Source organism: Pedobacter psychroterrae (assembly GCF_004331695.1).
Classification (GTDB): Bacteria; Bacteroidota; Bacteroidia; order Sphingobacteriales; family Sphingobacteriaceae; genus Pedobacter; species Pedobacter psychroterrae.
In genome coordinates this window covers 190,232-203,810 of sequence record NZ_SJSL01000005.1, presented here as the reverse complement: position 1 = coordinate 203,810, position 13,579 = coordinate 190,232, and the positions used below count along the sequence as shown (strand labels likewise).

The window sequence follows — 13,579 nt, the reverse complement described above, 5'->3', positions numbered from 1 at the left end:
CTCTCAAATTAATGATTGTATACCAGGCTACAAAAGCGAGCTTCACTGAAGACGTGCTCAATGATCGTATTGAAACCAAGATTCATAGCTTCTTTAGTAAGAACCTAAACCGGAGAACTGGTCCTCAGGAAGTGCTTTCGTGGAAAAACTCAATGCAATACATGGACCGGGTATTGAACGATCCGGAAATCCCTGCCAGTTGTGGTGTTTCTATTGAGTTTCAAATCCCTCAGACTTCCAACCGTGTTGACTTTATCCTCACGGGCAAAGGTGAAAATGATAAAGACTACGCGATCATTATAGAGCTTAAGCAATGGACGGAAGCGACACTTTCTGCAAAAGATGCTGTTGTTAACTCTTTTGTTGGGGGACGTGTAAGGGAATGCACACATCCTTCGTATCAGGCATGGTCGTATGCAGCATTGTTGGAAAGTTTCAACGAAACTGTAGAGAAGGATGAGATACAATTGAGGCCTTGTGCATATCTGCATAACTACGTGCAGGATGATGTAATTTCCAATGCTCATTATAGCGATCATATTGATAGAGCTCCGCTCTTTCTGAAAGGGGAGGCGATCAAGCTGCGGGAGTTTATAAAGCAACACGTAAAGTATGGTGATGATCGGAAGATCATGTATAGAATTGATCAGGGGAGGATACGGCCGTCGAAAATGCTGGCTGATAGTATGGTTGCGATGCTCAGCGGAAAAGCGGAGTTCGTCATGATAGATGATCAAAAGGTTGTCTATGAAACGGCACTTCAAATAGCAACAAAGGCGAATATCAATCAAAAGGAAGTATTAATAGTAAAAGGAGGGCCTGGAACTGGCAAATCAGTAGTGGCAGTGAATCTATTGGTGGAACTCACGAATAGGGGATTGCTGGCAAAGTATGTTTCAAAGAATGCTGCCCCCAGGGCCGTTTACGAAAGTAAATTGACGCAGTCGATGAAGAAGAGTGTGATATCGAATTTGTTTGGAGGCTCAGGTGCATATATAGCGGGAAGGTCTAACCAATTTGATACACTCATAGTAGATGAAGCGCACAGGTTGAATGAAAAGTCGGGATTATATGGAAATGAGGGGGTCAATCAGGTGATGGAAATCATCCATGCTTCTCAGTCCACAGTTTTTTTCCTGGATGAAGATCAAAGAATTCATCTTAAAGACATTGGTTCGGTGAACGAAATACGGAAATGGGCGGATCTGGCTGGGGCAAATGTGCAGGAGATGGAGCTCAGTTCGCAGTTTCGATGTGGTGGTTCTGATGGCTATATCGCCTGGCTGGATAACACCTTACAGCTACGGCAAACAGCCAACGAGTCATTGGAAGGTATCAGCTATGATTTCAAGCTATTTGATTCGCCAGTAGAATTGAGAGACGCCATCATAGAGAAAAATAAGATCAATAATAAAGCCCGCATGGTAGCAGGGTATTGTTGGGACTGGAAAAGTAAGAAGGACTTGAAAGTAAATGACGTCGTGATCCCGGAGTTTAACTTCGGCATGAGGTGGAATCTGACCACTGACGGTAGTCTTTGGATCATCAGCCCAGAGTCGGTCAATGAGGTTGGTTGCATTCATACTTGTCAGGGTCTGGAGGTGGATTACATCGGTGTTATTATAGGTGATGATTTAATAGTAAGAGAGGGTCAGGTAATTACCAATCCACACAAGCGGTCTAAGAATGACTCTTCTGTGCGAGGTTATAAGAAGCTGTTGCAGGAAGATCCGGTTGAGGGTGCAAAGCTGTTGGATTTAATTATTAAGAATACCTACAGGACACTGATGACCAGAGGTATGAAAGGGTGTTATGTTTATTGCACAGATGAGGAAACTGCGAAGTATTTTAAGGCGGCGCAGGTCGGGGTTTAGCTAAATTAGCCGATCACAAAGGAGGACTAGTTTACTGATTAAATTCTATTGAGATGGAATCAAGTCATCGGTGTTACCGGGTATACCGCGAAGATAGCTGAGCAGAATAGAAGGGTCCTTTGCTGTAACATCTGATTCCAGAAACTTTTCAATGGTACTAAGATCAAGCAGACTTTCGCAGCCCGCGTCCTTAAAAAGTTGTTTTAAGGTCGGGTCATCCGCAACCCGAAATTTGATAAAACCTGAAAGCGTATCGATTCCCAGGTATTGTTTGTCAAGAAGCTGCACCCTGGTTAATTCAGCTAATTTTTTCCCTTCGGGAGTACCGTCATTGGTGAGAAACAAAAAGGTGCGGATCACAATCATCTCCTCATGAACCAGGCAAACCAGGTATCCGAGTTTTTGGTCGTAGATATTAAACTCGACAAGACTGTTGCCGCCCTGTGTCAAATTTCGGATCTGTTTATCCTCCTTAAAGCAATCCACTAGTGCCTGATGGAGCAAGCCTGATACGATACCGATTCTTTCTGACAACCGCCTCAGTGCGTGCCGTTGGATGAAGACAGGTAACGATTCTTTTGGATGTTTCAGACCGATTGATATTGGACTAACGCTTACAGGTGTAACGTTGCCCCGATAGTTGGGCCATTGTAATGGCATAACTTCACGTTTGGTGCCATCCAGTTTAATGGATATAGCCTGAGATTTAACAAGTCGGATGACAATGTGGTTGTGGTCAGAATCCCCGCCAAAGGCAAAGACAGGGTTGAAGTCGTATTCAAGAACGGATACAGATAAATCACTCATTAAGGTGCTGAGGCGATAGATCAACTGCATCAAATCCAGTAACGGTTGGGTAAATATTAGCCGCTGATAGCCTTCGAACGCTGCCCTTACTTTAGCCGCATTAGGTGAACCTAGTTCATGAACGATTTCGCTATAGCATACCAGGGTCATTGCTTCCCTCAGGTATTGTCCGAGCGTCATAGTTTCTCCGGTCAGTGTAGTTATCGTTAGTTTGTTGAGCTGGGAGACAAAAAGGTCATTGTACCTTTTAAATTCCAAAGGGTCGATATTATTATCGCTGCTTAACTTCAATTTGAGTGCGGGTAAGCGGTTGCTCGTCATTCTGGTTTTGCATAGCGCAGAAAACATATCGAATGAACCTTTACCTACCATTTTCTCGCAAGCAATTTTTAGTTGCTTCAGCTTGTTCGCTTCTATTTGTTTAGGACTGTACTGCCCCGTTTTGCCCAGCTTTTTAGTCTTCATAGTTTTTTTATGTTGGGCTTTGCCCTGGCAAAACTATGTACTTCTGGCGCAGAAGCACTAAATGAGGAGTCATGTTTTTCAAGGTTGACGTAGAATGAATTACATTCGGCTCTTGCTTCTACGCTCGGTTTTCGAAGTTACGTTTTTGTATTGGCTCCAACTCAATTGCGAATACAGTGTATTCGCAATTGGAAATATGCGGTTTGGAAAACTACAAAAGTTATTGAGTTCCTCTAACAGGGTATCAACATTTGCTGGTGCTAAAAATTGTCTGTCATTGTACATTTTAATTGCAAAGGCCCGATATTAGCATCGATACTTGGGCTTTGCCCTGGCAAAACTATGTAGTAACATCAACCTAAAAATAACCACACCATGAAATATTTCAATCTAATCATTTTGCTTTCGTCCTTGATCTTAATGGGGCAAGCTCATGCACAAGAAAAAAGCAATATAAGCGAAAAGCTATCAATGAAAGTTCCCGATGGTGCTCAAAAGGTCAAAGAATTGAAAAACACAAATACCTTCAGCATTGGGAAAATCTCTATACTGAACCCGAATAACAAGTCTGGCGAGATATACATGCTTGATAAGGCAGCTATCCAAATATATTATTTCGAAGAAAAAGTCGAGAAGAACCGGCTGACTGAGAATAAGAAATCTTTTGACATAGACTTCATCAGCGCTAAGGCTAAAAATACAGCATGTTACATTAAAAAGATCAATGATTACGAAGTATTAGTTGGGATTTACGAGTTTAATTCTGAAAAAATGGTTACATCACTTTTATTGCGATCAACAATGACTATACTAAGACAATCATCACTTTTTTTTCAATTGCTTAAATAATGCAACAATTAGTAGTTTTTTCGCTATCTTGCTTTAAATGCAAATATATGGGTGTAATATTTGAATTACTTGTCGTTATTTTTCAAGTCGTTGCTAAGGACAGCACTGATAAGGAATCTAAACAAAATAAATATGTTGCTTTGGGCTTCTTTGTAGCGTTATTATTAGTTGTGATCCTAATTTGGCAATACAATCCTGCATCTTAGTCCCAAGTCTCTACCAGTTTTCAGAGCAGCCCTGATATTTTTTCCTTGCTTATGTGTGAGGATTGATTAAGTACAGTGTTATACAAAATAGGAGTAGTGACAGCTGTTGACAAATGGCTTAGGTAATATACCCTTATAAGGAGTAATTAAATACTAATATTTTTAGTATTTAATTTGCAATTGCGGTATCAAATGATCTAGATTTGTAGCAGACCTAGTTTTGATATTATGAAGGAGATCACACTTTACAAAAGGGGAACGGCACACACCCTAATTCCACTATACGCTGAGGCAATACATGCGGGCTTTGAAAGCCCTGCGGCTGATTATGAAGAAGCAAGAATTGACCTAAACGATTACGTATCTAAATATCCGGCAGCAACATTTTTTGCCAGGGTAACCGGAGAGTGCATGACTGGTTCCGGGATCTATCCGAACGACCTGCTGGTGGTGGATAAATCGCTGACTCCGCAACAGGGGGACATCGTAGTTGGGATTATAGATAATGAATTCATCTTACGTTCTTATTTTAAACAGGGGAATAAGGAATACCTGATGCCGGATAACAATTATTTTAAGCCGATTGAACGATCAGAGGTGAGTCACTTTGAAATATGGGGTGTAGTACCGCATAGCGTACTGGATCAGCGCAGAAGAAACGGCGCCAGGATCAACCGGTTTGAGCAAGCGCTAAGACGGTAGTCAGTTATGATGGCATTGATTGATTCCAATAATTTTTATGTAAGCGCCGAGCGGGTATTCCAGCCTGAGCTGCGGGATAAGGCGGGTTGCGTGTTGTCAAATAATGATGGCTGTGCGATTTCCCGCTCTAATGAGGCTAAGGAACAGCTAGGGATTAGAATGGGGACGCCGTTTTTCATGATGCGGGAGCAACATACCAGCGGAAAGCTCTGGTGGCGTTCGTCCAATTATACGCTTTACCAGGATATGATGCGGCGCATCACACAGATTGTAAGGGATACTTTTCCCGACCAGGAGATTTATTCGATAGATGAATGCTTTTGTGACCTGGCTACGTTTAAACACCATGATCTGGAACAAGTGGCGATAGACCTGCGCCGGAAGATCCTGCAATATACGGGCGTGCCTGTATGTATTGGAATTGGTGCGACAAAGACGCTTGCTAAGATTGCTAATAAGTTGGCCAAGAAACAGCATAAAACTACTGGTGTGTATTACATGGGAACTGCTGCTCAAATAGAACAGGGCCTAAAAGATACGGAGGTAGACGATGTATGGGGCATAGGCCCAAGATACGGCATCAAGCTGATCAAAGCTGGCGTATATACTGCTTATGATTTTGTAAACCTCCCCGAAGATTATGTATTGAAACTGATGACCATTCAGGGCAGGAGAACGTATAGGGAGCTGAAAGGCCTACGCTGCATCCCTATGGAATTTGAGCGCCCGCTGAAAGAGGGGATTTCTACTGCCAGGTCGTTCAATTGCATGATTACGGAACGGGCTCCACTAGAGGAGGCGTTGGCTTGTTATGTGGCTAATGCATCGCAGAAGCTGAGAGCGCAGAAATCTGTTTGCGCGAGGTTTATGGTGTATGCGCAGACCAGCCAGTTTGTAGTGGAAAAGGACAGATATACAAACGACATTGTGGTGAAGCTATCCCAGCCGACAAGCGATACGGGTACGCTGATCACTGAAGCGCTAAAGGCGTTGCGAAGGATCTATGTAAAGGGGTACCGGTACCAGAAAGTGGGAGTGGAGCTGCGCGACTTGCGCCCGCAAAGCCAGGTGCAAAGCGATCTGTTTGGAAAGGTGACGGTGGAGAAGCAGGATAAATTGCAATTGGCTATGGCTGCGGTTGATCATATCAATAAAGTGCAGGGCAGGAATACCATTGTTCATGGGGCGATGGGCTTTGAAAAGAAATGGTCGATGCGCCAGGAATTTCTCTCGCGCAGGTATACGACAAGAATTGAAGATGTGATTGTAGTTAAAGCGATTTGAACATGAAAGTTTATAAAGAACCTAAAGAGCTTAGCCAGCACGATCGCATGCGAGGCGACTTTAAAGTCCTGTGGCCAATCGTGAAAGATGCTTTTGCCAAACGCCTGTGGTTATTTAACAAAGATAACCGATTGTGGTATACACCTGAAGAATTTTTGGAGAGCTATCAGAAAAAGCAAATGAATAATTATGAGGTCAACACGCTAAAGCAGAACCTGGTGATCCGTGATCCTAGAGATGGTAATATAGCTTACCACAAAGAAGTAGAACGCAGAACTGAACGCTATCAGCAGGAAATAGAAGAATTAAGGCTTAAAGGCGAAGTGTTCTTGAATAAAGTGATCGAATATTACGAGAGCAAACAGCACAAATCATGAAGATTAAACGAAAAACACCAGTCTTGGAAGCCTTATCGTGACCCGGATTTTGAGATCCATATCAATTTGGATATTGATGGTGAGCAGAAGGAACTTCGGATTGTCCATGGAATATAGAGATTCTGATTTTAAGCGGATGGAACCTCTACTAAGTCCTATTGTTATGTCTAATACTGATATTCATTATCGCTCACTAACAACCACTTATCCTTACTCTTTGCGAATTTGAACTCCTTATTTAGATGGAATTTAAAAACGTATACAGATACTTTTGCTGAGTCATTAACAAACTCAAATATTGGCGGATTGATCACAAACCTTTTTTCATTACCACGTTGAAAAACATCTGGTTTCTTATTATAACCAGCAATCAATTCAATTTGGATGTTTCCTGCTTTTTTTGGCCATCTAATGTCTGTAGAATCCAAAGCAATGTAAACAGACTTGTTTTGAATTCTGGATTCCTGAAACAATTTATTGAACTGCTTTCCTCCCAAAGCGAGGTTGAGCAGTTCAATGGTATCCTGATGATCAATGTTGGCTCGCTTGTCTATCTCACAGCATGAAATAGTTAAACAAGCAACTGTCATTAAACAAACTGTGAATTTAATTATTTGGATTGGTGTTATATTCATAATATTTAATCCATTCTATCGCGGTATTACGGTTTATTCCGTTTGAAGCAACATCCCGATATTATATTAACCCGTTTTTCGCTTGAAAAATAATAGATAGTTTTTATCGAGTCCAAAACCATCATCTTTATACCAGAACTTGTCTAATATATCAAAAATCTCTTCGTCTGTTCTAGGTGGCGAATTATATTTCGACATGGCCCAACCGTGCTCCCAATCGAGTTCCACTGCGTTAGTATCTAATAAGGCTTTGATAACTGTAAATGCAGCACGTTTCAGTTCAGGATCTTGCATATCCCTCTCTTTATCATTCTTATTCAAGTAAAAAAGAATATCACCGATGTGTTCAATTGCTAAACGATTATGAACTTTATCGCCATTTAATATGAAATCAACAATCCATTCATAGTTATTTATCTTACTTTTATCTAGAAACCTATCATCAAACATATTCGCTAATTATAAAACCTAAATCTATCAATTGTAGCACCTTGTTTCTTTTTAATTGTAAACTAATATTCAATCAAATTAACGCTTCTTCTCTAATCTTTAACTGTGTCAAGATGAAAAAAGCACTTTTTAGCATATTCATGATATTACTATATTTTAGCGAGGTTAGATCGCAAGAGCGTCCAACTGAAGAGAAATATCGAAAAATTTGGTCTTATATTCTTGACACAAATAAACTGGAGTTTAATATGCCTGAAAACTTTTCAACAATTATTATGAAAGATTGTAATTATGGAATTTGGGATTGTAAAAATGGTCAGAAATATGCGTTTCAACATGTATTGATCAACTCGGATAGTACTATAGCTGTTGGAATAAGGATTGATTTCAATTACACATGGGCTAATTCTAAGGGAGAGGCAATGTCAACTAATGTGGATTGGCTTCAGAATGCTGAAGATCTTTATAAATTTCGGGTGGATCTAAAAAAGGAGTATCAGGATTTGGATAATCAGTTGCTTAAAAGGCACTGGAATGCAGCGTATGGTATGAAGTTTTCTAGAAGAAGGTGTGATACTCCTTTTATTAAAGACTATAGTAACCATAAAAGCGTGGTTATCGCAAATAAAGATATACAAATACTCTTCGATTATTTTTATAATAATGAATTTAATAGTAAAGTAGATGGTGTAATCGATTCAACCATTACAATGTTAAGAAAGAAATAAATTCGGGTAGCAATTGCAAATCGCTACCTGAACTATGTATCATGGTGTTCCAGATATTCCGCTGCATAGTACCCCGCGATTCCGCTACAATTACAAAGGAGGACTAGTTTACTCCTGGATTCTATTTAGATGGAATCAAGTCATCGGTGTTACCCGGTATACCCCGAAGATAGCTAAGTAGGATAGAAGGATCCTTTGCTGTAACATCTGATTCCAGGAACTTTTCCAGGGTACTAATATCTAGCAGACTTTCGCAATCCGCGTCCTTAAAAAGTTGTTTTAAGGTCGGGTCATCAGCAACCCTAAATTTGATAAAACCAGAAAGCGTATCGAATTTAAGGGATGGGTGTACCGTCATTTGTCAGAAACAAAAAGGTACGGATCACAATCATCTCCTCATGAACCAGGCAAACCAGGTACCCGAGTTTTTGGTCGTAGATATTAAACTCCACAAGACTGTTGCCGCCCTGTGTCAAATTTCTGATCTGTTTATCCTCCTTAAAGCAATCTACTAGTGCCTGATGGAGCAAGCCTGATACGATACCGATTCTTTCTGACAACCGCCTCAGTGCGTGCCGTTGGATGTAGACAGGTAAAGATTCTTTTGGATGTTTCAGACCAATTGATATTGGACTAACGCTTACAGGTGTAACGTTGCCCCGATAGTTGGGCCATTGTAATGGTATAACTTCACGTTTGGTACCATCCAGTTTAATGGATATTGCCCGTGATTTAATAAGCCGGATGATAATGTGGTTGTTTTCAGAATCCCCGCCAAACGCAAATACAGGGTTCAACTCGTATTCAAGGACGGATGCAGATAGATCACTCATTAAGGTGCTGAAACGATAGATCAATTGCATCAAATCAAGTAACGGTTGGGTGAATGTTAGCCGCTGATATCCTTCGAACGCTGCCCTTACTTTAGTCGTATTTGCTGAACCTAGTTCATGAACGATTTCGCTATAGCATACCAGGGTCATTGCTTCCCTCAGGTATTGTCCGAGCGTCATGGTTTCTCCGGTCAGTGTAGTTATCGTTAGTTTGTTGAGCTGGGAGACAAAAAGGTCATTGTACCTTTTAAATTCCGAAGGGTCGATATTATGATCACCGCTTAACTTCAATTTGAGTGCGGGTAAGCGGTTGCTCGTCATTCTGTTTTTGCATAGCGCAGAAAACATATCGAATGAGCCTTTACCTACCATTTTTTCGCAAGCAATTTTTAGTTGCTTCAGCTTGTTTGCTTCTATTTGTTTAGGATTGTACTGCCCCGTTTTGCCCAGTTTTTTTGTCTTCATAGTGTTATGTCGGGCTTTGCCCTGGCAAAACTATGTACTTCTGGGGGAGTAGCATTAGATCAGGAGAGATTATTTTTCCCTGCTTATGTGTGAGGATTGATTAGGGCTTAAGTAAAATAGTCCTATAAGGAATAATTAAATACTAATATTTTTAGTATTTAATTTGCAATTGCGGTATCAAATGATCTAGATTTGTAGCAACCTAGTTTTGATATTATGAAGGAGATCACACTGTACCAAAGGGGAACTGCACACACCCTAATTCCACTATACGCTGAGGCAATACATGCGGGCTTTGAAAGCCCTGCTGCTGATTATGAAGAGGCAAGAATTGATTTGAACGATTATGTATCTAAGTATCCGGCAGCGACGTTTTTCGCAAGGGTAACCGGAGAGTGCATGACTGGTTCCGGAATCTATCCAAACGATCTGCTTGTAGTAGATAAATCGCTGACTCCGCAACAGGGGGACATCGTAGTTGGGATTATAGATAATGAATTCATCTTACGTTCTTATTTTAAACAGGGAAATAAGGAATACCTGATGCCGGATAACAATTATTTTAAGCCGATTGAACGATCAGAGGTGAGTCACTTTGAAATATGGGGTGTAGTACCGCATAGCGTACTGGATCAGCGTAGGAGAAACGGCGCCAGGATCAACCGGTTTGAGCAAGCGCTAAGACGGTGATCTGTTATGATGGCATTAATCGATTCCAATAATTTTTATGAGATGATCTTGACTAATCGTGGGGATTCATGACAGTGAGAATGGCTAGAAAAGTACCGATCTTAAGCCTGATCCTCTGGTGTAAACGCGGAATTATAGGGAGCGTGACTTCATTTTTTTTGCCTCTTCTCGGAAACCATTAATTTCTGCTTTAGACAATTCTTTCTTTTTTTTTGCCAACTGGATCGCTTTCTCTTGGTACAACAAGGCTGCATCGAAGAGCCCTATTCTATACAGCAGGTGTGCCAAAGTATCATAATGTGTGGCCTTTGGATCAATATCAATGGATCTTTGGCTCCACATCACCGCCTTGTATAGAAACTGAAGATTTTTAGTTCCATAGGTATAAAAATCCCAGGCTGCATTATTTAAGATAAAGGCCGTATTTGTTGCATCCTTGTCATGATAGTTTCCGACAGATAAATGACCTTTCCTTTCCATGAAAACAAGTTCGTTTGATGAATTTGATGTTGGTTCAATCTGCTTGTCACGCTTAATGGAGTCCAAACTAATCGACATAAAATATCGGTCATAATACACCTGAGCCTGACGAAAAAAGCCAATTGTGTCATTTATGCCTTTATAGAAAATAAGACGATTGAGTGACTGTTGCGGTTCGATCTTGGCATGGTCAGGCGCTACAGTCTTGTAGACGAACGAAGAGACTTTATCATAAAGGATGTAGTCCTTAGTTCTGATTGCCTCCGAAAGTGTATTGTTGATCATACGGGTATTGATCCAGATGCGATCCTGCAAGGGCTCCCGTTTGTAAAGGCTATCTACTATTGTTCGGTATTGCTGAGTAAAGGAATATGCCTCACCGAATAGTAACGGCGCGGCCCGGTAAATGAACAATATCTCTTCATAATTATTTCCGACATCTGCTGGTAGCAAATTAACATAGAGATCTATTAATTTGTCATTCGTAAAAATTCCAGACTTATATCGCAAACCAATGTAATCCTTCAGAAATGCCCGAGTTATATGATTTCCCTCATGGTAAAGCTTGTCATAATCAGCCAAGCCCGTGTTACCTTTAAATCGAGTGATGGCTTCTGTACCATATGACAGGAAATAATTCTTGTTGTTTTTAACTTCCTCAGACTTTAGAATCAGCGAACCATCCGGCTTAACGAACAATATTACAGGGAAGCGTGCCAACCCATATTTGTTAATGAGCATGTTACCTTCAGGACTATCGTGCTTAACTCGGTAATTGGCAAAATTAGAACTGAAGTACTCGGCCGGGGGATCAAGAACAGATTTATATTCTATGGTGATGAACACCGGGATCTGCTTTGCAGCTGCTTCTTCAAGCGTTTTCTTATAGTTTTTCTGGTACTTTAGCTGGGCGAGGGCAGCGACGAAATTAAGGAGAATAATAGCAAGTATTGTAAGGAATTTAAGCGAGCGCATACGGAATTTTTGTTGGTTATGCCAAACTTAACGAAATTTGCTTATTGTTTGATCTGATATTTAAATTAGGAAATACCAGTATAGAGTGTGCTATTCTCGAAAAGACTGAACTCGGCTGCAGTATAAGCTCTTAAGGGTCTTATATTAAAAGATGATTCCAACCATGTAAGCAATTCCGGACCACCTCCTCATTTAAATAGGAAGCGAGTTCGGAGTGGTTATGCTTTTTGAGGTTCTTCGGGGTGTTAAATGAGAAATAGCATTATAAGGAGTAGTTAAATACTAAAAATATTAGTATTTAATTTGGATTTGCGATATCAAATTATCTAGATTTGTAGCAGACCTAGATTTGATATTATGAAGGAGATCACACTTTACAAAAGGGGAACGGCACACACCCTAATTCCACTATATGCCGAGGCAATACATGCGGGCTTTGAAAGCCCTGCGGCAGAGCAAGCGCTAAGACGGTAGTCAGTTATGATGGCATTGATTGATTCCAATAATTTTTATGTAAGCGCCGAGCGGGTATTCCAGCCTGAGCTGCGGGATAAGGCGGGTTGCGTGTTGTCAAATAATGATGGCTGTGCAATTTCCCGCTCTAACGAGGCTAAGGAACAGCTTGGGATTAGAATGGGAACGCCGTTTTTCATGATGCGGGAGCAACATACCAGCGGGAAGCTCTGGTGGCGTTCGTCCAATTATACGCTTTACCAGGATATGATGCGGAGGATTACCCAGATTGTAAGAGATACTTTTCCAGACCAGGAGATTTATTCTATAGATGAATGCTTTTGTGACCTGGCCACGTTTAAACACCATGACCTGGAACAAGTAGCGATAGACCTGCGCCGGAAGATCCTGCAATATACGGGCGTGCCTGTATGTATTGGAATTGGTGCGACAAAGACGCTTGCTAAGATTGCCAACAAACTCGCAAAAAAACAGCACAAAACTACTGGTGTGTATTACATGGGAACTGCTGCGCAGATAGAACAGGCATTGAAAGATACGGAGGTAGATGATGTATGGGGCATAGGCCCAAGATACGGGATCAAGCTGATCAAAGCTGGCGTATATACTGCTTATGATTTTGTAAACCTGCCGGAAGATTATGTGCTGAAACTGATGACGATTCAGGGCTGGAGAACGTATAGGGAACTAAAAGGCGAGCGCTGTATCCCTATGGAATTTGAGCGCCCACTGAAAGAGGGGATTTCTACCGCCAGGTCGTTCAATTGTATGATTACGGAGCTTGCTCCACTGGAGGAAGCACTGGCCAGCTATGTGGCAAATGCCTCGCAGAAGCTGAGAGAGCAGAGATCGGTTTGCGCGAGGTTTATGGTGTATGCGCAGACCAGCCAGTTTGTAGCGGAGAAGGACAGGTATACAAAGGACATTGTGGTAAAGTTGACGCGGCCAACAAGTGATACGGGTACGCTGATCACTGAAGCGCTAAAGGCGTTGCGAAGGATCTATGTAAAGGGGTACCGGTACCAGAAAGTGGGAGTGGAGCTGCGCGACTTGCGCCCGCAAAGCCAGGTGCAAAGCGATCTGTTTGGAAAGGTGACGGTGGAGAAGCAGGATAAATTGCAATTGGCTATGGCTGCGGTTGATCATATCAATAAGGTGCAGGGTAGGAATACCATTGTTCATGGGACGATGGGCTTTGATAAGAAATGGTCGATGCGCCAGGAATTTCTCTCGCGCAGGTATACGACAAGAATTGAAGATGTGATTGTAGTTAAAGCGATTTGAA

Annotated in this window: 14 protein-coding genes; 9 read left to right on the top strand and 5 right to left on the bottom strand. The window is 41.4% G+C overall.

What is annotated here, in order from left to right; genetic code table 11:
- Window positions 1–11: 11 nt before the first annotated feature.
- Window positions 12–1,874, top strand: coding sequence for a DUF2075 domain-containing protein (locus EZ437_RS17065; protein ID WP_131597284.1), 1,863 nt, complete (start codon window positions 12–14; stop codon window positions 1,872–1,874).
- Window positions 1,875–1,919: 45 nt separating this feature from the next.
- Here EZ437_RS17065 and EZ437_RS17060 read toward each other — a convergent pair whose 3' ends face one another.
- Window positions 1,920–3,146 carry a hypothetical protein gene (locus EZ437_RS17060; protein WP_131597283.1) on the bottom strand — a complete coding sequence of 409 codons (1,227 nt, stop codon included), beginning with the start codon at window positions 3,144–3,146 and terminating at the stop codon, window positions 1,920–1,922.
- Window positions 3,147–3,521: 375 nt separating this feature from the next.
- Here EZ437_RS17060 and EZ437_RS17055 point away from each other — a divergent pair, with 375 nt between their 5' ends.
- From EZ437_RS17055 to EZ437_RS17040, 5 genes are all read left to right on the top strand, one after another.
- Window positions 3,522–3,995 carry a hypothetical protein gene (locus tag EZ437_RS17055; RefSeq protein ID WP_131597282.1) on the top strand — a complete coding sequence of 158 codons (474 nt, stop codon included), beginning with the start codon at window positions 3,522–3,524 and terminating at the stop codon, window positions 3,993–3,995.
- A gap of 47 nt (window positions 3,996–4,042) precedes the next feature.
- Complete coding sequence (locus tag EZ437_RS21670; RefSeq protein ID WP_165500452.1) at window positions 4,043–4,201, top strand: hypothetical protein; 159 nt, start codon at window positions 4,043–4,045, stop codon at window positions 4,199–4,201.
- A gap of 228 nt (window positions 4,202–4,429) precedes the next feature.
- The gene (locus EZ437_RS17050; protein WP_131597281.1) at window positions 4,430–4,903 is read left to right on the top strand and encodes a LexA family protein; all 474 of its coding nucleotides are present in this window, start codon (window positions 4,430–4,432) and stop codon (window positions 4,901–4,903) included.
- A gap of 6 nt (window positions 4,904–4,909) precedes the next feature.
- Entirely contained in the window at window positions 4,910–6,187 is a 1,278-nt protein-coding gene (locus tag EZ437_RS17045; RefSeq protein ID WP_131597280.1) for a Y-family DNA polymerase, read from the top strand.
- 2 nt (window positions 6,188–6,189) lie between these two features.
- The gene (locus EZ437_RS17040) at window positions 6,190–6,564 is read left to right on the top strand and encodes a hypothetical protein (RefSeq protein WP_131597279.1); all 375 of its coding nucleotides are present in this window, start codon (window positions 6,190–6,192) and stop codon (window positions 6,562–6,564) included.
- Between the two features lie 167 nt (window positions 6,565–6,731).
- Here the strand turns inward: EZ437_RS17040 and EZ437_RS17035 are convergent, their stop codons facing one another.
- Together EZ437_RS17035 and EZ437_RS17030 are read right to left on the bottom strand one after the other, a co-directional pair.
- The gene (locus EZ437_RS17035; protein ID WP_131597278.1) at window positions 6,732–7,154 is read right to left on the bottom strand and encodes a hypothetical protein; all 423 of its coding nucleotides are present in this window, start codon (window positions 7,152–7,154) and stop codon (window positions 6,732–6,734) included.
- 111 nt (window positions 7,155–7,265) lie between these two features.
- Window positions 7,266–7,649 carry a hypothetical protein gene (locus tag EZ437_RS17030; RefSeq protein WP_131597277.1) on the bottom strand — a complete coding sequence of 128 codons (384 nt, stop codon included), beginning with the start codon at window positions 7,647–7,649 and terminating at the stop codon, window positions 7,266–7,268.
- 113 nt (window positions 7,650–7,762) lie between these two features.
- On the opposite strand from EZ437_RS17030, the gene EZ437_RS17025 reads away from it, so the two are divergent.
- Window positions 7,763–8,377: a hypothetical protein gene (locus tag EZ437_RS17025; RefSeq protein WP_131597276.1), complete on the top strand. Its 615-nt coding sequence runs from the start codon at window positions 7,763–7,765 to the stop codon at window positions 8,375–8,377.
- A gap of 335 nt (window positions 8,378–8,712) precedes the next feature.
- Here the strand turns inward: EZ437_RS17025 and EZ437_RS17020 are convergent, their stop codons facing one another.
- Window positions 8,713–9,675 (bottom strand): hypothetical protein, encoded by a 963-nt coding sequence (locus tag EZ437_RS17020; protein ID WP_131597275.1) that lies wholly within the window; start codon window positions 9,673–9,675, stop codon window positions 8,713–8,715.
- Between the two features lie 216 nt (window positions 9,676–9,891).
- Here EZ437_RS17020 and EZ437_RS17015 point away from each other — a divergent pair, with 216 nt between their 5' ends.
- A complete protein-coding gene (locus EZ437_RS17015; protein WP_131597274.1) occupies window positions 9,892–10,365 on the top strand; it encodes a LexA family protein in 474 nt (157 codons plus the stop codon).
- 132 nt (window positions 10,366–10,497) lie between these two features.
- On the opposite strand, the gene EZ437_RS17010 is transcribed toward EZ437_RS17015, so the two are convergent.
- Window positions 10,498–11,820 carry a hypothetical protein gene (locus EZ437_RS17010; protein WP_131597273.1) on the bottom strand — a complete coding sequence of 441 codons (1,323 nt, stop codon included), beginning with the start codon at window positions 11,818–11,820 and terminating at the stop codon, window positions 10,498–10,500.
- Between the two features lie 480 nt (window positions 11,821–12,300).
- Here EZ437_RS17010 and EZ437_RS17005 point away from each other — a divergent pair, with 480 nt between their 5' ends.
- Window positions 12,301–13,578, top strand: a complete 1,278-nt coding sequence (locus EZ437_RS17005; protein WP_131597272.1) for a Y-family DNA polymerase — start codon at window positions 12,301–12,303, stop codon at window positions 13,576–13,578.
- Window position 13,579: the final 1 nt, after the last annotated feature.